Genomic DNA, 19,530 nt, shown 5'->3' on the forward strand with positions numbered 1-19,530 from the left:
CGCTGAATTCTATCCGAAGCTATCCTTAACGGCTATGCTTTTCCCATTTACATTCTTGCCGGGCCAGTAATTTGTTGTGTTGATCGACAGTTTCCAGATAAATATCAAAGCCCCACAGACGCGCCACATGTTTGAGCATGGTACCGGTCTGGGAATTCAATGGGCGACGCTGAAATTGTTGATGGCGCAAGGTCAGCGAGCGGTCGCCTTGCATATCGACCGACCAGACCTCGATGGCCGGTTCACGGTTACCCAGATTATATTGCGCCGCCAATTGCTGGCGTATCGTGCGGTAGCCGCTTTCATCATGAATCGCCGCCACCTGTAATTGCGCCTTGCTATCGTCATCGAGGATGGCAAAGAAATGAAAATCACGTATCAGCTTGGGTGAAAGGTACTGGGCGATGAAGCTCTCATCTTTGAAATTGCGCATGGCAAATTGCAGCGTTTGCTTCCAATCGCTGCCGGCAATCTCGGGAAACCAAGTACGGTCTTCCGCCGTCGGCTGCTCGCAAATACGGCGAATATCGCGCATCATCGCAAAGCCGAGTGCATACGGGTTGATGCCGTTGAAATAGCGACTGCCGACCGCAGGCTGGAACACGACATTGGTATGACTTTGCAAAAACTCCATCATAAAACCGTCGCCCACGATGCCTTCTTCATACAATTGATGCAAAATCGTGTAATGCCAGAACGTCGCCCATCCTTCGTTCATCACCTGGGTTTGCCGTTGTGGATAAAAATACTGGGAAATCTTCCGAATGATACGGACGATTTCACGCTGCCACGGTTCTAACAGTGGGGAATATTTTTCAATGAAATACAGCAGATTTTCCTGCGGCTCGCGCGGGAAGCGTTGCTCACTTTCGGTGGCGATCACTTCGGTACGGCGTGGCAGTGTGCGCCATAAATCGTTGAGTTGCGACTGCAAATAGGTTTCGCGCTCGCTTTGGCGCTCGCGTTCTTCGAGCAAAGAAATGCGCGCCGGCCGTTTGTAACGGTCGACACCGTAATTTTGTAAGGCATGACAAGAATCGAGTATTAACTCAACCGCTACGCTGCCGTGACGCTGTTCACACTGGGCGATATAATTTTTCGCAAAGACCATGTAATCGATGATGGCATCAGCATCGGTCCAAGTACGAAACAGGTAATTTCCCTTGAAAAAAGAGTTATGGCCATAGGCAGCGTGGGCAATCACCAAAGCTTGCATGGTCAAACTGTTTTCTTCCATCAAATACGAAATACAGGGATTGGAATTGATCACAATTTCATAGGCCAGCCCCATTTGTCCGCGCTTATAACTTTTTTCAGTAGACAGAAAATGTTTTCCGAATGACCAATGGTTGTACGACACCGGCATGCCAACCGAGGCATAGGCATCCATCATTTGTTCAGCGGTGATGATTTCGAGTTGATTTGGATAGGTATCGAGTCCGAAGTTTTCTGCCACACGACGAATTTCTTCGTGCGCTTGCTCGATCAAGTCAAACGTCCATTCTGATTGTTCCGGCAAGGCACGCGGATGGCGTACCGGCGGGACGGGCTGTGTATTTTTCATGGGGACCTCAAGTCGGCTGCTTTTTGAATAATTCCCTGAAAACCGGATAAATATCGGCGGCCGTTTCGATTTTTTGCATCGCAAAATGACGATGGCTAGCCGCCACCCGCTGATACTCCAGCCAAAGGTTTTGCGGCTCGCCCTCAGTGATTTCGACATAGGCATAATATTGCACCATAGGCATAATCGTATTGATCAGCAATTCACGGCACAACACCGAATCATTGTCCCAATTATCACCATCGGAAGCTTGCGCAACATAGACATTCCAATCTGAGGCGGTATAGCGCTGGCGTATTGTGTCGGTCAACAGCTTGAGCGCCGAAGAGACGATGGTGCCACCTGATTCACGCGAATGGAAAAACGCTTCCTCGTCGACTTCCAGCGCGGTCGTATGATGGCGAATGAAAACGACTTCGATTTTTTCATACGCGCGAGTTAAAAACAGGTACAGCAAAATAAAAAATCGTTTGGCCGTATCTTTTTTCTGCTCATCCATAGAACCGGATACATCGAGCAAGCAAAACATCACGCACTGGCTGGCCGGTTGGGGAATTTTTACCCGGTTGCTATAGCGTAAATCGAGTGGATCGAGGAAAGGAATCGCCAACAAACGCGTGCGCAAATGCTGGATTTCATGCCGTAAAGCCAACACTGTCAGCGCCTCCTCAGGCACACCGGCGGCCAGTAATTCTTGTAATTCGCCTTCGGCCAAGTGCAAACGACGCTGCGATTTTCCACCCATGGCAATCCGCCGCCCCATGGCTCCACGCAGCGAGCGCAGCACATGCAAACTGGCGGCGCTGCCGGAGGTTTTATAACCGGCCCGTCGACTCTTGAAATCCGTGGTCGAAGTGAGTTGGGTTTTGAGCATATTTGGCAAGGCCAAATCTTCGAAGAAGTAATTGAGAAATTCTTCACGACTGAGTTGGAACACAAAATCGTCTTCGGCCGGGTCATCGCTGTTGCCGCCCTGTCCTTTGCCACTGCCATCGCCTTTGGGACGGGCGATTTGGTCCCCTTTCTGATATTGCTCATTACCTGGATGTACCGCTTCCCAGATGCCGCCGTGGGCGTGGCCGAAATTCGGCTCACTGACATCTTTTACCGGAATCGCAATATTTTCTCCGCTGTCGATGTCGGTGATCGAACGTCCTTTGACCGCACGTGCGACGGCACCTTTAATCTGCTCTTTATAACGACGCAAAAACCGTTCGCGATTGGGCGCAGATTTGTTCTTTCCTTGAATACGTCGGTCTATCAAATGAACCAAGATGGCCTCCCGTTTTCCGTGCGCTGATTGGCGCGACTTGTCGCGCCACCCGAACTCAGGTCATGATGACTTCCTCACCCGCAGATACCATTCGCACAGCAGCCTGACCTGTTTGGCGGTATAGCCCTTACTGATCATGCGGTCGACAAATTCCTGGTGCTTGTTGGCATCATCACTGCTGGCTTTGGCGTTGAAAGAAATGACCGGCAATAACTCTTCGGTATTGGAAAACATTTTCTTTTCAATCACGGTGCGCAGTTTTTCATAGCTGGTCCAAGCCGGATTTTTTCCGGCATTCTGTGCTCGCGCGCGCAATACGAAGTTGACAATTTCATTGCGAAAATCTTTAGGGTTGGAGATGCCGGCCGGCTTTTCAATTTTCTCCAATTCGTTATTCAGCGCATCGCGGTTGAAACTTTCACCGGTATCGGGATCACGAAATTCCTGATCTTGTATCCAGAAATCGGCAAAGGTCACGTAGCGGTCGAAAATATTCTGGCCGTATTCAGAATAACTTTCCAAATACGCTGTCTGAATTTCTTTGCCGATGAATTCGGCGTAACGCTGCGCCAGATATTCTTTGATATACGAGACGTATTTTTGTTCCACTTCAGGAGCGAATTGCTCACGCTCGATTTGCTGCTCCAGCACATACAGTAAATGTACCGGGTTAGCCGCGACCTCGGTATTATCGAAATTAAATACCTTCGACAAAATTTTAAAAGCGAAGCGCGTCGACAGCCCATTCATACCTTCATCGACCCCGGCGTAATCGGCATACTCTTGATGCGACTTGGCTTTCGGATCGGTGTCTTTGAGGTTTTCGCCGTCATACACCAGCATTTTGCTGTAGATGCTGGAATTTTCCGGTTCTTTCAGCCGCGATAAGATGGCAAATTGCGCCATCATTTTCAGGGTCCCGGGCGCGCAAGGGGCGGCTGTCAGCGAGGAGGTGCGCACCAGTTTGTCGTAAATTTTTATTTCATCACTAACGCGCAGGCAATACGGCACCTTGACGATGTAAATACGATCTAAAAATGCCTCGTTGTTTTTATTGTTTTTGAAGGTTTTCCATTCCGATTCGTTCGAGTGCGCCAAGATGATGCCTTCGAAGGGAATCGCACCAAAACCTTCGGTCCCTTTGAAATTGCCTTCTTGAGTAGCCGTCAGCAAAGGATGCAAGACCTTGATCGGTGCCTTGAACATTTCCACGAATTCCATCAAGCCTTGATTGGCTAAACATAATCCGCCCGAGTAGCTGTAGGCATCGGGATCATCTTGGGCAAAGTCTTCCAGTTTACGGATATCGACTTTACCGACCAAGGAAGAAATGTCTTGATTGTTTTCATCACCGGGTTCGGTTTTCGATACGGCCACCTGCTTGAGCACCGAGGGATAACGTCGCACCACGCGGAAACGATTGATATCGCCATTAAATTCGTGCAGACGTTTCACGGCCCAAGGGCTGGGGATACCGCGTAAGTAACGGCGTGGAATACCGAAATCTTCTTCCAACAAGGCACCGTCTTCTTCTTCAGAAAACAGGCCCAGCGGTGACTCATTGACGGGGGAACCTTGGATGCTGTAAAACGGAATTTTTTCCATCAGCGCTTTGAGTTTTTCCGCGATCGACGATTTGCCACCGCCAACTGGCCCGAGTAAATAAATGATTTGTTTGCGCTCTTCCAGACCTTGTGCGGCATGGCGAAAATAAGAAACGACTTGTTCTATGACTTCTTCCATACCGTAAAACTCACGGAAAGCCGGATAAATTTTAATGACTTTATTGGAAAAAATGCGCGACAGTCTGGGATCATGTCGGGTGTCGACCAGTTCTGCTTCGCCGATGGCGACGAGCATACGCTCGGACGCACTGGCATACGCGAGCCGGTCTTTTTTACACAGCTCCAGATACTCTTGCATTGAGTAGACTTCTTCGCGCGTTTTATCGTAACGAGCGGCGTAGTTGTCAAAGATGTTCATCCCGACCTCCGTGATTAAGCAAGTGAATACACAGACACCATAGCGCCGAACGCCGGACCGACGCATCGTCGCACTACAACTTGAGTGTAGATGAATTTAGGGAGGTGTGTCGAGGAAATATGTGAAGAATATGTTTCCATTCCCAAAAGCGCAAAAAGCGTTCAGAATAGAAAAATTGGCCGGGAAAATTTATCGTCAGGCCACATACCCGCGCTGCTGCCGCGCGCGCTCAGGAAGTTTGCAGCAGCACTTGTTTGCTCACGTAAGCGTCGCGCAACAATGTATTCATCGCCGCGACATCGAGCGGACGATAGTAGTAATAGCCCTGAAAAAACTCACAGCCTACATCTTTCAGGAAGGCTTCCTGGCTCTCGTTTTCTACCCCTTCGGCCACCGTCGAGCACGATAAAATGTCGGCCAAGGAGACAATCGCCTTAATTATCATCTCGCTCTTGCGGTTGTAGCCGATTTGCGCCACGAAGGAACGGTCGATTTTTACCGTGTGCGCCGGGAAGTGGCTGAGTTTGGACAAAGAAGAATAGCCGGTACCGAAATCGTCAATGGCAATACCAAACCCGCGATTTTTCAAACCGTTCAAGTGATGTATCGACAGCTTTTCATTGGCAATCAAGCCGGTCTCGGTGATTTCGAATTCCAAAAAGCGCGGTTCAACATGATGACGCGCGCAACTGGCCTCTATCAATTCCAGCAAATCGAGGCGGGCAATATCATTGACCGCCAGATTCACCGCGACCACTGGGCTAGTACCGAATTCATCGAGCCAGCAGCGAATCTGTGTACACGCCTGTTCAATGACGAAATTACTGAGCTGGTGTATCAAACCGGAACGTTCGGCAATCGGGATGAACTCGGCCGGCGAGATCCTACCCATGGCGGCAGATCGCCAGCGGAGTAAAGCCTCGACACCGCCGACACTGCCATCGTGCGCCACCTTGGGTTGGTAATACAAGGCGAATTCATTCTGTTTCAAGCCATTGGCTATGCCAACGTCGATGTCGATGGTGCGACGCAGCTGCTGTGCATTGCCTTCATCAAACAAGGTGACGCTCTGATCGCTGGCACGACGCGCGCCATCGAGCGCGACCTCGCTGCGTCGTATCAATTCGTCGGGGTTACTGTCTTCGGCGCGGATAACGGCAATCCCGGCAGAAAACTGGACCACCAGAATTTCACCGTTGACTTCCAATTCCTTAGGTAAAACCTGACGCAACTGATCCACATAATCGATGATGTCGCCGGGGGTGCGGAATTGATCGACCACAAAGGACAAGACAATGCTGCGCAAACGCGCGCAAAAACAGTTTTTCGGCAAGACCAAGCTCAACTCGTCAGCGAAGCGACGCAGCATCACATCGCCGGTATGCGCACCAAACTGTTGATTGGCATGACGAATACTATTGACGCGAAACGACACCAGCGCCGTCACATTGATGTTATTGGGATCTTGCTTAGTCAAGACGGTTTGCAAATACTGACGCAGCATTTCACGGTTAGGCAAATTGGTCAGCGCATCATGGCTGTTGAGATAGTCTTCACGTTCCAAACTCAGTTGCAGCGCCGTTTGCATTTTCTGCAAATTTGAGACATCGCGCAAAGCGACAATCCAATGATCCGAGGAGGTGCGCGAGATGTTATCCATCGCCACCATCCGCCCATCGCGCGTGCGATAAGCCGACAGCGGCAAAGTGAGCGAGTCGTCGAGCTGATCATTTTTGCGGCGATGATTGTTTTCCGCCGACAACCAACTGAACAAGGCCAAATCATCTTCGGCATCAGGATGCCGGCCGAGCAAAAGATTAGCCTGATGGTTGGCTTGTAAAATCTGCCCGAAGGCATCGGTCAGCAACAAGGCCGTACCGGCATTTTCAAACACTTCCTGATATTGGGTATAGCTGACATTGAGTGCTCTATTACTCTGCTGCAATTGCTCGAACGATTCTTCAAATGCCAGCAAGACCCGCGACACGACCAGCGGCATGAGGAGATTGAAAAACAAAAAGATCAAGCTCGCCATCACCAGTTGGCCATAGCCGCTCAATGTGAGCGGCACCCCGAACCAAGCCGGCATCATACCGGTCAGCAACAATAGAAATGCGAATGTATTGGCAAACATCAAAGACAGCACGGAAGCTTGACCGAAAAACAAGCGCGCCAGCAAGGGCGCGGCATAGATGTAAGGAAAGGCCAGCATGGCTAATTGCATATCAGCAACCGAGCTGAGAATCGCTGCCGCACCGCCGTAAATGCCTGCCAACATCAACATAGCCGCGCGACGTGGTGCAGCTGAGCAAATCAGCAGCGCCAATAATTTGGTAACGATCAAGCCGGCGAGAAAAATCCGATTGCCGGTTTCTTGCGTGCTCTCAGCCGACATACTCTGGACGATAGCAATACCGCAGTCGAGCAGCAAAGCCGACAGCAAAATGATGCGTAAGACACCCAACTTCCAGTTGTTCTCTCCGACAGGGGCATTCTGGTTCAGGAAAAGCCAGCGAAACATAGTGTTTTTATCAGTAAGAAGAACAGATACGGTGATTGATCAGGGCGGCTTTTGCGGCTGAACTACTTTTATTCAGATGAGCAACGTTTGATTCTCTCACAAACAGAATTACAAAGGGGAGGCTTGTTGCTCTTTTTTCTACAGGCCGATGTCAGGCAGGTACATCAGCGCGCGCCAGCCTTGACATAAGACGACTGGTCTACTATCATCGTCGACATGACTAAACTTGATCACCGCTCACCGCATCATGACACGCGCGAACGCATCTTGGCGACCGGCGAAGCGCTGATTGCCGGCCGTGGCTTCAGCGCACTCGGTTTAAGTGAGATTCTCAACGCCGCAGCAGTCCCTAAAGGCTCGTTCTACCACTACTTTGCCTCCAAAGAAGGCTTCGGTGTGGCATTGCTTGAGCGATATTTTACCCAGTATCAAGAAGAAATCACGGCACTCTTCGCCGATCAAACACTGACTGCACGCGAGCGTTTGCTGGCTTACTTCAATAATTGGCTGGAACTGGCCAGTGGCAGTGATTGTCATAAGCTTTGCTTGGCCGTCAAACTGGCCGCCGAAGTGGCTGACCTGTCAGAACCGATGCGTAGCGCACTGGCAGCCGGCATGCAAGCGATTACTCGGCACATTGCCACTGCCATTGATGCCGCACAGCGCGAGCAAAGCATCAACGCTGCGGTGCCGGCAGCCGAACTGGCCGAAGTACTGTACAGTCTGTGGGTGGGAGCATCGGTGCTGACCAAGGTCAGGCGCGACTTGCAGCCACTGCAATTGGCAATGCAACAGACCGAACGCTTACTCCAAGTCAGCAAGCAATAATGAGGAATGCGCGAATTCACACTGCGCGCTGTTCGCTTGTTTTCACTGATCGGTACGAACAAGGGGCTTTTTTTTCTACACAAACCTAGACGACCGGTCTAATTTAACCATACAATTTAACTTCAGCAGGAATCATCATGTACCAACAATTACTCTCCCCTCTGCAAGTCGGCAGCATCCCGCTCAGCAATCGTATCATCATGGCACCGCTGACGCGTTCACGCGCCGGCCAGCCGGGCGATATTCCGCGCGCGCTCAATGTTGAATATTATGCCCAGCGCGCCAGTGCCGGCCTCATCGTTACCGAAGCCAGCCAAATTTCGCGCCAAGGTCAAGGCTATGCCTGGACGCCCGGTATATTTACGGATGCGCAACAAGCGGGCTGGAAAACCGTGGTCGATGCAGTGCATGCCAAGGGTGGCAAAATAGCCCTGCAACTGTGGCACGTAGGCCGCATTTCCCATACTTTGCTGCAAGAAAATGATGCCGCACCAGTATCGGCATCGGCCTTGACGGCAGAAAACAGCCAATGTTTCGTCATCGAAAAAGATGGCACCCCAGCCAATATCCAAACCTCCCAGCCACGCGCGCTGGAACTGGCCGAAATGCCCCAAATTATTGAGCAATATCGCGCCGCCACCATCCGCGCCAAAGCCGCCGGCTTTGACTTGGTCGAAGTGCATGCCGCCAATGGTTATTTGCTGCAGCAATTTATGTCAACCAATAGTAATGTGCGTACCGATGCCTACGGTGGCAGCTTGGAAAATCGCGCCCGTTTGACGCTCGAAGCGGTGGATGCGGCAATTGCCGAAATCGGTGCCGATCGGGTTGGCGTGCGTATGTCACCGAATTTTGTTGCCCATGGCATCGCCGACCGTGAAGCCGAAGCGATCGCGCTGTATCTGGCCAAGGCGTTTACCGCCCGTGGCATTGCCTACCTGCATATTGCAGAACCAGATTGGGCCGGTGGTCCCGAACTGAGTACCGCCTTCCGCCAAGCTTTGCGGGCCGCCTTCCCCGGCAGCTTGATTTGCTGCGGCGGCTATTCCGCGGCCGAAGCCGAAGCCTTGATTGCCAGCGGCTTATCCGATGCCGTCGCCTTCGGCCGTCCCTACATCGCCAACCCGGACCTGGTGGCACGCTTCGCCACCGGTGCTGCCTTGAACACGCCTGATCGCGCGACGTTCTACGGTGGCGAAGAAATCGGCTACACCGATTATCCGATGCTGGGTAACGCTGCCTGAGTATAAACATCAATGAGGCAAATAACGACCAGATACGTCTGGTCGTTATTATTTCAGGGTGGCATAGAGGTACCGCTGAGCGCATCGATAATAGGACAGCTCATATCATCGCCACAGGCGGCACAGCGAGCGATGAGACCAGCCAAAATCTGTTCCATGCACTGTAAATCAGCGAGCTTGGCACGCACTTGCAGCAAACGTTCGGCTGCGATGTCGCGCACGGCAGTGCGATCATGACTATCTTCCAGCGCCAGCAACTGCGCGACTTCATCGAGATGAAAACCAAGTTCCTGCGCGCGTTTGATGAAACGAATCCGTGCCACGTAGGCCTTGGTATAGGTGCGAAAGCCGCTGGCAACCAGCGGCACAGGCAACAAACCGCGCCGCTGGTAATAGCGTATCGTCTCGACACCGACCGCCGCCGCTTTGGCCAATTGTCCTATCGTTAATTGATTGGGATCAGACATCAGAAACTCCTTGACTCCGTAGTTGGGTACGCAGTCTATGATAAAGCATAGACCACATTTGGAAGCCAACCATGACGCACGAACACAGTCACAGCCCTTGCTGCACAAGCCCAGAGCCGAGCGCAGCAGCCACACTCGACCCAGTCTGCGGCATGACAGTCAGCAGCAAGGCCAAGTTCAGCGTGCGCTTTCAAGGACGGCCGTATTACTTTTGCAGTGCCTCATGCGCGGCCAAATTCAACGCGATACCGACAGATTATGTCCGCGCCAAAACCCTGCTGGGGACAGGAAACATGAGTGCAGTTGCAGCAACGACGACGAGCATGCAAGAAGATCGGGCCGGTGAGCAACGCGACCCGATTTGCGGCATGCGCGTCAGTAGCAACAGCCCGCATCAGATGGAGCATGCCGGCCGCACTTGGTATTTTTGTTGCGCCGCTTGCTTGGCGAAATTTCGTGCCCAGCCCGATGCCGCGCTGGCACCTGCGCCTACTCCTGTCGCGCCGCCATCCAATGCCGCCGAGCTCTTATATATTTGCCCTATGGATGCAGAAGTCGAACAACTCGGCCCCGGCATCTGCCCACTCTGCGGCATGGCCTTGGAACCCAAAGAAGCTTCATTCGTTGATGACCAGAGCGAATTGCATGACATGCGCCGGCGCTTATACTTCAGTATCGCGCTGTGCCTGCCACTGCTGATGCTGAGCATGGGTGACATGCTTCCCGGGGTAGATTTGCATGCGCGGCTGGGCATGAAGCTGTTCAATTGGCTGCAATGTACACTTGCCAGCCCAGTGGTGCTGTGGCTGGGGCAGCCGTTTTTTGCCCGTGCCTGGTTGTCCTTTCGCAGCGGCAATTTGAATATGTTCAGCTTGATCGGCATCGGTACCGGTGCCGCTTACTTACTCAGTCTGGTGGCATTGCTATTCCCGGCGGCACTACCGGACACCTTCAAAATAGATGGCATGGTGCCGCTGTATTTTGAAGCAGCAGCCGTCATCATTTGCTTGGTCTTGCTCGGCCAAGTGTTAGAACTGCGCGCACGCGCCCAAACCGGCTTGGCCATTCGTTCCTTGCTGGCGCTGACGCCGAGCCGCGCGATACGGGTCAACGCCGATGGTTCCGACAGCGACATCGCACTCGATCAAGTTCAGCTTGGCGACACCTTACGCGTGCGACCGGGGGCGCAGATTGCCGTCGATGGCAGCGTGATCAGCGGCGCATCGTATGTCGATGAAGCCATGATCAGTGGCGAAGCCATGCCGGTGGCCAAACGCAGCGGCGCGACGGTGCGTGCCGGCACACTCAACCAACAGGGTAGTTTCACCATGTCGGCGGAAAAGATCGGTCGCGATACGCTGTTGTCGCACATCATCAGCTTGGTCAATCAAGCCGCACGCTCACGGGCACCGATACAAAAGTTGGCCGATCAGGTCTCGGCTTGGTTTGTGCCAGCAGTATTGTTCGCCGCCCTTGCCGCCTTGCTGCTCTGGTACTGGCTCGGGCCAGCGCCAGCATTGGCCAACGGCTGTATGGCGGCGATCTCGGTACTGATCATCGCCTGCCCTTGCGCACTTGGCTTGGCCACGCCGATTTCGGTCACGGTCGGCATAGGCCGGGCGGCTCAGGCTGGCATGTTGATCAAAAATGCAGAGGTTTTGGAATTATTGGAAAAAATAGACACCTTAGTCATCGATAAAACCGGCACCCTGACCGCTGGCCATGCTGCGGTACAAGGCTTCTTGCTGGCCCAAGGGGAACACCACGATCAAGTCTGGGCACTGGCGCGGGCGCTGGAACAAGCCAGCGAACATCCGTTGGCGCGCGCCATCGTCGACTGCGCCGAGCAGAAAAATATTGCTGCCGCAACGATCAGCCGTTTCGAAGCAGTCAGCGGACAAGGTGTGCGTGCTTGGCAAAATGAGCAAGCGCTGATGCTGGGAAAACCCGCCTGGATAACCGCGCATGGTATCGACACCGCCGAATTTGATGCGCAGATACAAACATTTCAAGCAAATGGCCATGCGGTGGTGATTTTGGCGCGCGATCAACGCGCGCTCGCGCTCATCAGTATTGCCGATAGCATAAAAACCGATGCCGCTGCCGCACTCGATGAGGTGCGGGCACTCGGAATCCGTGTGATCTTGATGAGCGGTGACAATCGACTGGCGGTGCAAAGCGTTGCAAACAAGCTTGGCATCGCCGAGTTTCACGCAGAAGTCATGCCTGAAGACAAATTGCGCATGATCCGTGACTTACAAGCCCAAGGACACCTTGTCGCCATGGCCGGCGATGGCATCAACGATGCGCCGGCACTGGCGCAAGCCCAGGTCGGCATTGCCATGGGCAGCGGTACCGATATCGCCATGCAAAGCGCCGATTTAGTGTTAATCCAAGGCAAGCTGCAAGGCATTGCGCGTGCGCGCCGTCTGAGTGTCGCTACCATGCGTAATATTCGGCAGAATTTGTTTTTTGCGTTTGCCTATAATTTCATCGGCGTGCCGCTCGCTGCCGGTGCACTCTATCCATGGCTGGGCCTGTTGCTCAGCCCTATGCTGGCGAGTGCGGCAATGAGCCTGAGTTCAGTCTCAGTCATCAGCAATGCGCTGCGTTTGCGCTCACTGACATTGTAAACAATCGGGCAGCGCGACCGGGACACGGTAAAATACCCCCCTGTTGTTCTATACCTACTTCCAAAGACCTCCTATGCATTGTGTGCGTTTGATTCCCGCCTTACTTTTTCTCGCAGCGCTGGCGACTTCGTCAGCCTACGCGCTGGAAAACCCGATTACCAAAAGTGCTAAACAAAAACTCTCCAGCAAAGCAAAGAGCATCACGATCTATGCGGCGGGCGATATCGCTGACTGCAAGAAAAAACCAGCCCTGGAGAGCATGGCTGCCCGTACCGCCGACTTGATTGCCACGGCACTGGCACAAGACACGAGCGCGCTGGCCATCACGCTGGGCGACAATACCTATCCGGTTGGCAAACCTGAAGAATTCAGTAATTGTTACGACCCGACCTGGGGTCGCTTCAAACAGCGTACCCTGCCCTCGCCCGGCAACCATGACTACGCCATGCCGAAAGCACTCGGTTACTACAATTACTTTGGCGAACTGGCCGGCCCCGATCGACGCGGTTACTACGCCAAACACATCGGCAATTGGCAGATAATCTCGCTCAACAGCAACCTTAACAGACAACAAATGCAAACGCAGTTGGCATGGTTACAAGAAGAATTGAGTAACAACAAACAGCGCTGTACTTTGGCATTCTGGCATCATCCGGCATTCAGCTCTGGTGGCCATGGCAACAATGAATTGATGTGGCCAGCCTGGAAAATGTTGGTAGCGGCCAAAGCCGATCTGGTCCTCAGCGGCCACGACCATGACTATGAACGTTTCGCCCCCATGGATGGCAATGGCGAGCGCGATGACGTCAATGGCTTGCGCAGTTTTGTGGTCGGCACCGGCGGGGCGGCAACCACGCCGATGTTTTTACCAAAAAACACCACCGAGATGCGCGATAATTCCAGCCACGGCGTGTTACGTCTGAAATTACAAGAAAATTCCTATGAATGGGAATTCTTGGCCACGGACGGTGCCAGCTTCGGCGATAAAGGTAAGGGCGTTTGCCATTAAGCCAGCACTTCCCTAGGGTGTCCGGTATACGAAACGCGTGATACCGGGCATCGCTTCAGCAGATCGACACTAGTCGGTTTTTTCCACTATACTCAATTACGGCTCAATGGCTCGGTGTTCGAGTCGTTCCATTCCTGCGTCCGCCAGACGCGCACCGGAGTCGTTATGCATATCGAAGAAACCCTGAGACTGGATTTTAAAGACGTTCTGATCCGCCCCAAGCGCTCAACCCTGACCTCACGTTCAGATGTCGACCTCGAACGAGAGTTCGTGTTCCATCATTCGCGTAAAACCTATCGCGGCATTCCTATCATCGCTGCCAATATGGATTCGACCGGCACGCTGGAAATGGCTGCCGTACTCGAAGCGCAACAATTATCCACCGCCCTGCACAAGCACTACGATGAGCAAACGCTGGTTGATTATTTCACGCGTCTGCAAACAAAATCAGCGGCCTTTTATTCCATGGGCATATCGAATGCCGATTACGATAAATTTGTTGCCGTAATGGCGCGCACCAAAGCCGCCATCGAATATGTCTGCATCGATGTGGCTAACGGCTATACCGAAGGCTTCATTAATTTTGTCAAAAAAGTCCGTACTGATTTTCCGCAACTGACTATCATGGCCGGCAATGTCGTCACCGGTGATATCACGGAAGAATTGATACTGGCTGGGGCTGATATCGTCAAGGTCGGCATCGGACCTGGCTCGGTATGCACTACCCGCAAAATGACCGGGGTAGGCTATCCGCAATTGTCGGCCATCATCGAATGTGCCGATGCCGCCCACGGCTTGGGCGGGCAAATCTGCGCCGATGGCGGTTGTGCGGTGCCGGGTGACTTAGCCAAAGCCTTTGGTGGCGGTGCCGATTTCATTATGCTCGGCGGCATGCTGGCTGGCCATGATGAATGCGCCGGTGATGTGGTCGAGCGCGACGGCACGCAATTCAAACGTTTCTATGGGATGAGCAGTCGCGCGGCCATGGATAAATATGCCGGTGGCGTGGCTCACTACCGCGCCTCTGAAGGCAAGGAAGTACTGGTGCCGTATCGCGGTCCGGTCAGCAATAGCTTGCAAGATATTTTAGGTGGCGTGCGCTCAGCATGTACGTATGTCGGCGCACACAAGCTGAAAGAATTGACTAAACGCACGACCTTCATACGCGTGACGCAGCAACTCAACGAAGTGTTCGGCAAATCCTGATCCTCAGCCGACCCACTGAGATGGCGTCGGTAGTTCAGGCTGTCTGCGCGATCAAACCCAATTCCGGCCCAGACATGACTTTTTCTATATCGAGCAGAATGATCATTCTTTCCTCAATCTGCCCCAAACCGATCAGGTAATTGCTAGAGAAGGTAGTACCGAGTTCAGGTGCCGGTTTGATATCAGCCGTGATCAGCGTGACAACATCAGACACACTGTCAACCACGACGCCAATCACACGACCGTGAATATTGAGAATGATCACCACGGTCGACGAGTCGGGGGCATCGGCACCGGTACCGAAACGCAGACGCAGATCGATTACCGGCACGATTACGCCGCGCAAGTTCATGACCCCACGTAAGTAATCAGGCGAATTAGCCAGCCGCGTGAGAGTTTCGAAATTACGAATTTCCTGCGTCTGCAAAATCGCAATGCCATACTCCTCGGCACCAAGACGAAATGCCAGGAACTCCTGCTCAGTAGTAACTTCGGCAGCGATATCGAGCACAGCGGAATCATTCATCATTATCTTCCTTGCGCACTGGCTGAATGCGCGTGAATAAAAACAGATCAGCGACGCATGAAATAATTCCATGCGGCAATTTTATTTTATTATACGGCAGCTTGAAGCTGCACTTGCCCTATATTACTACTAAGTAGCAAATATGCCATTTTGTTCACAGAGATCGGCCAACTGGGCAGGAAAAGCCAGCGCACGCTCATACTCCCAATATCTGAAAAGAATTAGTGAGCGATTGTTATGACTAAAGAACCTTTCAGTCTTGCCGCCCCAGCGCCAAGACCTGCAAAACACGTGCCGCAGCACGCAAGCCGAAGCTGGCCGTCACGACCACAGAAGAACCGAAGCCGGCACAATTCAAGCCGCTCAGTGCCGTGTCTTGTGCGGCCGACTCGGGCGTTTCACAGACCTCCGCCGGGGTAGTCAGCACCTCCATGGAAAACACCGCCTCGATGCCAAATTTACTCTTGGCACCGCGCGGAAAACCAAAGTTCTGACGCAAGCGTTTGCGCACCAAGGCTAGCAAAGGTTCTTGCTCAGTGCGCGAGAGATCACGAATCTCTATCTTACCCGGATCGGTTTGTCCACCGGCCGCACCGATAGTAATGAGCGGCAGTTGCTGTTGATGACAAAACGCAATCAATGCCGTCTTGGCTCGGACATCATCGATGGCATCGATGACATAATCAAACCCAGCGGCCCCGACGAGTTCGCCAAGGTTATCGGGTGTAATGAAATCTTCTACCTCATGAACCACGCAAAACGGATTGATACTGGCAATCCGTTCGGCCAGCGCGCTGACTTTGGCTTGCCCAAGACTCGCGCTGGTGGCTTGAATCTGGCGATTGATATTCGATTCTGCAACCTGATCGAGATCGATCAGAGTGATCGTACCGATGGCACTGCGCGCTAACGCTTCCACCACCCAGGAACCGACGCCGCCGACGCCGATCACAGCAATATGTGCGGCGCGAAAGCGACTCAGCGCCGCGGCACCGTAAAGTCGGGCGACACCGCCGAAACGGCGATCGAAATCGATATCTGAATTTTGTTGCATAATAGTATTATTAATGTTTTGGTGAGCAGTGTGTGAACATCGTGCCTGAATGCAGACACGAAGCTTTAAATATTGTCGCCATTTTACAAGAGCGTGATTGATGTGTCGCAAGTAGGTCTACAATCCCTACTGCATAATGATGGTCAACCTCTCCACAGGGAGTCAGCATGAACAGTTTATTCGATAGCGCACCAGACTTCGATCAGCCTCTGGCAATCTTAAAGCATTGCCACGATCGCATACGCAAGCAGTTAAGCACGCTCGAGCGGCTGGTCAGTCACCTCAATGATACCGGGGTAGATGAAGAAGCCCAACGCGCAGCCAAAGCGGTACTGCGCTATTTCCGAAAAGCGGCCCCCTTGCATCACGAAGATGAAGAGGTCGATTTACTGCCCGAACTGGCAGCCACGGCAAAAGGTGACGATGCCGTGCTGTTGCAAGAGTTGACACTACAGATTTTGCTGCATCATCGCCAAATGGAAATACATTGGAAGGGATTGGAAAGCCAATTGCAAGCGATAGAAGATGGCGAGGGCGGTGATTTATCGGCCAGCGATGTAGAAGAATTTTCCGAATTGTATCAAGCCCATATGGCGATAGAAGAAGGGCATATTGCGCCGATGGCGCTGCGCCTGTTCGACGCCACCCAGATGAAAAAACTCGGTACCGCGATGCAAACCCGGCGCGGTATCGTCCCTACGGCCGAGCCGGCCTGAACTGCTCAGCTCTCGTTTATTTAAGGAAATGTATGTCTATCGCCGATCTGCGTAAAGATTATCAGCAAGCCAGCCTGTCTGAAACCGATGTCGCCAGCGACCCGTTCATGCAGTTCGGCCACTGGTTTGAACAAGCCTTGCAAGCCAACGTCGCCGAAGCCAATGCCATGAGCTTGGCAACGGTGAATGCGGCGGGCCAGCCATCGGCACGGATCGTGCTGATCAAAGAATACGATGCGCGTGGCTTCACCTGGTTTACCAATTATGACAGTGCCAAAGGCAATGACTTGGCAAGTAATCCACATGCCGCACTGTTGTTTTTTTGGCCGGCACTCGAGCGCCAAGTCCGCATCGAAGGCCGCATAGAAAAAATCTCTGCCGCCGAAAACGATGTGTATTTTTATAGCCGTCCGCTCGGTAGTCGTCAGAGTGCCACGGCGTCGATACAAAGTCAGCCGGTGGCCAACCGTGACCAACTCGAGCAGCAACTGGCAGAGGTGATTACTCGCTATGGCGACCAACCACCGCGCCCCGAACACTGGGGTGGCTACCGCTTGGTGCCAGAAAAAATTGAATTTTGGCAAGGACGCAGCTCGCGCCTGCATGATCGCATCGTCTATACGCGTCAGCCCGAGCACAACTGGCAAATCAGCCGCCTACAGCCTTAATAGAAACGCGGGCGCGCGTCATCAAGTCATCACACTCGCATGCTAGCCTGTCAGCTTGAAGGCTACTTGCGTATGCGATGCGAAAAAAGAAAATCCTCTTACTCAGTGTTTCTGCCGGTGCCGGCCATCGCCGTGCCGCCGAAGCGCTGCAAGCCAGTGCAGTCGTCCACGCCGCCGACAGCGAGGTGATCCATCTCGACGTGATGGACTTTGTCAGCAGCGGCTTTCGCAAAATCTACACTGACTTTTATATTAAGTTGGTCAGCTCCGCCCCGAATCTGTGGGGCTATCTCTACCAAGCCAGCAATGAAGCCAAAACCAACAGCGCACTCGAACGCCTGCGCCGCAGTTTGGAGCGACTCAATACCCGCACGCTGTTCCAAGCTATCGCTGAGTTCGCGCCCGACGCCATCATCTGCACGCATTTTTTACCGGCAGAATTGTTGTCACGCCGGATAGCGAAACAACAATTTCATTGTCCGGTATTTGTACAAGTCACCGACTTCGACCTCCACCGCATGTGGGTACACCAGCATATGGCTGGCTACTTTGCCGCCAGTGAAGAAATTGCCGACCGCATGCGCAGCGCCGGTATCGCCCCCGAGCGCATCCATGTCACCGGCATTCCGGTAATGCCACATTTTGAAGAAAAACCCTTACGCCAACAATGCGCGGCCGAAATCGGCATCGATCCCGCACGCCTGACGATACTACTCATGGGGGGAGGTGCCGGCTTGGGTGGCTTGGCGCAGATTGCCGCAGGCTTGCTGGCACTGGACACGCCGTTTCAATTATTAGTCTTGGCAGGAAATAACGCCCCAGCACTGGCAGCACTACAAGAACTGGCGCAGCGCTTTCCCACGCGCCTGTTTCCATTTGCGTATAGCCGGCAGGTCGAGCGCCTGATGGCTTGCGCCGATCTGGTCATCACCAAGCCGGGCGGACTGACGACCTCGGAATGCCTGGCCTACTCCTTGCCGCTGCTACTCAACGCGCCGATCCGCGGCCAAGAAGAACGCAATGCCGACTACCTGCTCGAATGCGGCGCTGCCCTCAAAGCCTATGACGATGTCAGCCTGCTCTATCGTGTGCGCTATTTGCTGCAGCATCCGGAAAAACTCCAGGCCATGCGCACACAAGCAGGGATAGCTGGCAAACCGTATGCCGCCGCCACCGTGCTGCACCAAGTTTTACACTCACTGCCATCGAAAGCCCTGCCATGAAGCCTCACACTTCCTTCCGAGCCAGCCTGTTCATGCTCTCCTATGTCGCGGTACTCGCGATTTTTTTTGCCCAGGTGGAAATTCAAATCGAGGGTGCCGCCGGTTGGGGGGCCAATTTGCCGACCTGGCGCATACAAAAACACTGGTTGCTCGATCTGTTCTGGGGTGGACGCGCGATGACCGGCTACCATGCCTGGGTATTTCCCTTCATCGCCCTGTTTTTCCACTTTCCGTTTTTTCTTACCCAGCCATGGAGTTGGCGCACCGAAGCACGCGTGTTTGCCGCTGGCATCGTGTTCTGGATCATTGAAGATTGCATGTGGTTCGTGATGAACCCGGCCTGGGGTTGGGAACACTTCAACCAAGCGACCGTGACTTGGCATCATCACTGGTTGTGGGGTACCCCGATCGATTATTGGATAGGTTCTGCAGTAGCCTTTTTACTATTGGCCTACGCGACGCGGCCGTACACGGGAGCGCAAACAAGCGAAATGTCGAAATGAAAACGGGCAATTTTTAAAAGATAAAAAAATAAATATTTTTCATCAAAAATCTGACTAGGGTTTGAAACCCCGGCCTTCAGAGGCTGTCGCAAAAGGGTATTGAGTCGGTATC

At 53.0% G+C, this 19,530-nt stretch carries 16 protein-coding genes; 9 read left to right on the top strand and 7 right to left on the bottom strand.

From position 1 onward, the window contains the following. Positions 1-25: 25 nt before the first annotated feature. The 4 genes from QN359_RS14375 to QN359_RS14390 all read right to left on the bottom strand — a co-directional run bounded on the left by QN359_RS14375 (position 26) and on the right by QN359_RS14390 (position 7,341). The gene (locus QN359_RS14375; RefSeq protein WP_322250975.1) at positions 26-1,564 is read right to left on the bottom strand and encodes a SpoVR family protein; all 1,539 of its coding nucleotides are present in this window, start codon (positions 1,562-1,564) and stop codon (positions 26-28) included. A gap of 7 nt (positions 1,565-1,571) precedes the next feature. Beyond that, positions 1,572-2,837, bottom strand: a complete 1,266-nt coding sequence (locus tag QN359_RS14380) for a YeaH/YhbH family protein (protein ID WP_322250974.1) — start codon at positions 2,835-2,837, stop codon at positions 1,572-1,574. A gap of 60 nt (positions 2,838-2,897) precedes the next feature. Then, positions 2,898-4,820, bottom strand: a complete 1,923-nt coding sequence (locus QN359_RS14385; RefSeq protein ID WP_322250973.1) for a PrkA family serine protein kinase — start codon at positions 4,818-4,820, stop codon at positions 2,898-2,900. A 229-nt stretch (positions 4,821-5,049) separates the two neighbouring features. Beyond that, positions 5,050-7,341, bottom strand: a complete 2,292-nt coding sequence (locus tag QN359_RS14390; protein WP_322250972.1) for a putative bifunctional diguanylate cyclase/phosphodiesterase — start codon at positions 7,339-7,341, stop codon at positions 5,050-5,052. A gap of 216 nt (positions 7,342-7,557) precedes the next feature. Between QN359_RS14390 and QN359_RS14395 the strand changes: the two genes are divergently transcribed. Both QN359_RS14395 and QN359_RS14400 read left to right on the top strand, forming a co-directional pair. After that, entirely contained in the window at positions 7,558-8,169 is a 612-nt protein-coding gene (locus QN359_RS14395) for a TetR/AcrR family transcriptional regulator (RefSeq protein WP_322250971.1), read from the top strand. Positions 8,170-8,306: 137 nt separating this feature from the next. Then, positions 8,307-9,413: an alkene reductase gene (locus QN359_RS14400; RefSeq protein ID WP_322250970.1), complete on the top strand. Its 1,107-nt coding sequence runs from the start codon at positions 8,307-8,309 to the stop codon at positions 9,411-9,413. Between the two features lie 53 nt (positions 9,414-9,466). Here the strand turns inward: QN359_RS14400 and QN359_RS14405 are convergent, their stop codons facing one another. Continuing rightward, positions 9,467-9,880 (bottom strand): MerR family transcriptional regulator, encoded by a 414-nt coding sequence (locus QN359_RS14405; RefSeq protein WP_322250969.1) that lies wholly within the window; start codon positions 9,878-9,880, stop codon positions 9,467-9,469. 71 nt (positions 9,881-9,951) lie between these two features. Between QN359_RS14405 and QN359_RS14410 the strand changes: the two genes are divergently transcribed. The 3 genes from QN359_RS14410 (at position 9,952) to QN359_RS14420 (ending at position 14,728) form a co-directional block, all read left to right on the top strand. Next, positions 9,952-12,513 (top strand): heavy metal translocating P-type ATPase, encoded by a 2,562-nt coding sequence (locus QN359_RS14410; protein WP_322250968.1) that lies wholly within the window; start codon positions 9,952-9,954, stop codon positions 12,511-12,513. Positions 12,514-12,586: 73 nt separating this feature from the next. Then, complete coding sequence (locus tag QN359_RS14415; protein WP_322250967.1) at positions 12,587-13,522, top strand: metallophosphoesterase family protein; 936 nt, start codon at positions 12,587-12,589, stop codon at positions 13,520-13,522. A 165-nt stretch (positions 13,523-13,687) separates the two neighbouring features. Continuing rightward, positions 13,688-14,728 carry a GMP reductase gene (locus QN359_RS14420; RefSeq protein ID WP_322250966.1) on the top strand — a complete coding sequence of 347 codons (1,041 nt, stop codon included), beginning with the start codon at positions 13,688-13,690 and terminating at the stop codon, positions 14,726-14,728. A 34-nt stretch (positions 14,729-14,762) separates the two neighbouring features. Here the strand turns inward: QN359_RS14420 and QN359_RS14425 are convergent, their stop codons facing one another. Together QN359_RS14425 and QN359_RS14430 are read right to left on the bottom strand one after the other, a co-directional pair. Next, the gene (locus QN359_RS14425) at positions 14,763-15,257 is read right to left on the bottom strand and encodes a chemotaxis protein CheW (RefSeq protein ID WP_416200225.1); all 495 of its coding nucleotides are present in this window, start codon (positions 15,255-15,257) and stop codon (positions 14,763-14,765) included. A gap of 250 nt (positions 15,258-15,507) precedes the next feature. Continuing rightward, positions 15,508-16,308, bottom strand: coding sequence for a tRNA threonylcarbamoyladenosine dehydratase (locus QN359_RS14430; protein WP_322250964.1), 801 nt, complete (start codon positions 16,306-16,308; stop codon positions 15,508-15,510). 167 nt (positions 16,309-16,475) lie between these two features. Between QN359_RS14430 and QN359_RS14435 the strand changes: the two genes are divergently transcribed. From QN359_RS14435 to QN359_RS14450, 4 genes are all read left to right on the top strand, one after another. Next, a complete protein-coding gene (locus QN359_RS14435; protein ID WP_322250963.1) occupies positions 16,476-17,024 on the top strand; it encodes a hemerythrin domain-containing protein in 549 nt (182 codons plus the stop codon). Between the two features lie 32 nt (positions 17,025-17,056). Next, positions 17,057-17,692 carry a pyridoxamine 5'-phosphate oxidase gene (gene pdxH / locus QN359_RS14440; protein WP_322250962.1) on the top strand — a complete coding sequence of 212 codons (636 nt, stop codon included), beginning with the start codon at positions 17,057-17,059 and terminating at the stop codon, positions 17,690-17,692. A gap of 77 nt (positions 17,693-17,769) precedes the next feature. Continuing rightward, positions 17,770-18,915: an MGDG synthase family glycosyltransferase gene (locus tag QN359_RS14445; protein WP_322250961.1), complete on the top strand. Its 1,146-nt coding sequence runs from the start codon at positions 17,770-17,772 to the stop codon at positions 18,913-18,915. Further along, positions 18,912-19,418, top strand: coding sequence for a hypothetical protein (locus QN359_RS14450; RefSeq protein WP_322250960.1), 507 nt, complete (start codon positions 18,912-18,914; stop codon positions 19,416-19,418). The genes QN359_RS14445 and QN359_RS14450 overlap by 4 nt, the downstream gene beginning before the upstream one ends. The last annotated feature ends 112 nt before the right edge of the window (positions 19,419-19,530 follow it).

Origin of the sequence: Undibacterium sp. 5I2 (assembly GCF_035019605.1) — a bacterium.
GTDB lineage: Bacteria > Pseudomonadota > Gammaproteobacteria > Burkholderiales > Burkholderiaceae_D > Undibacterium.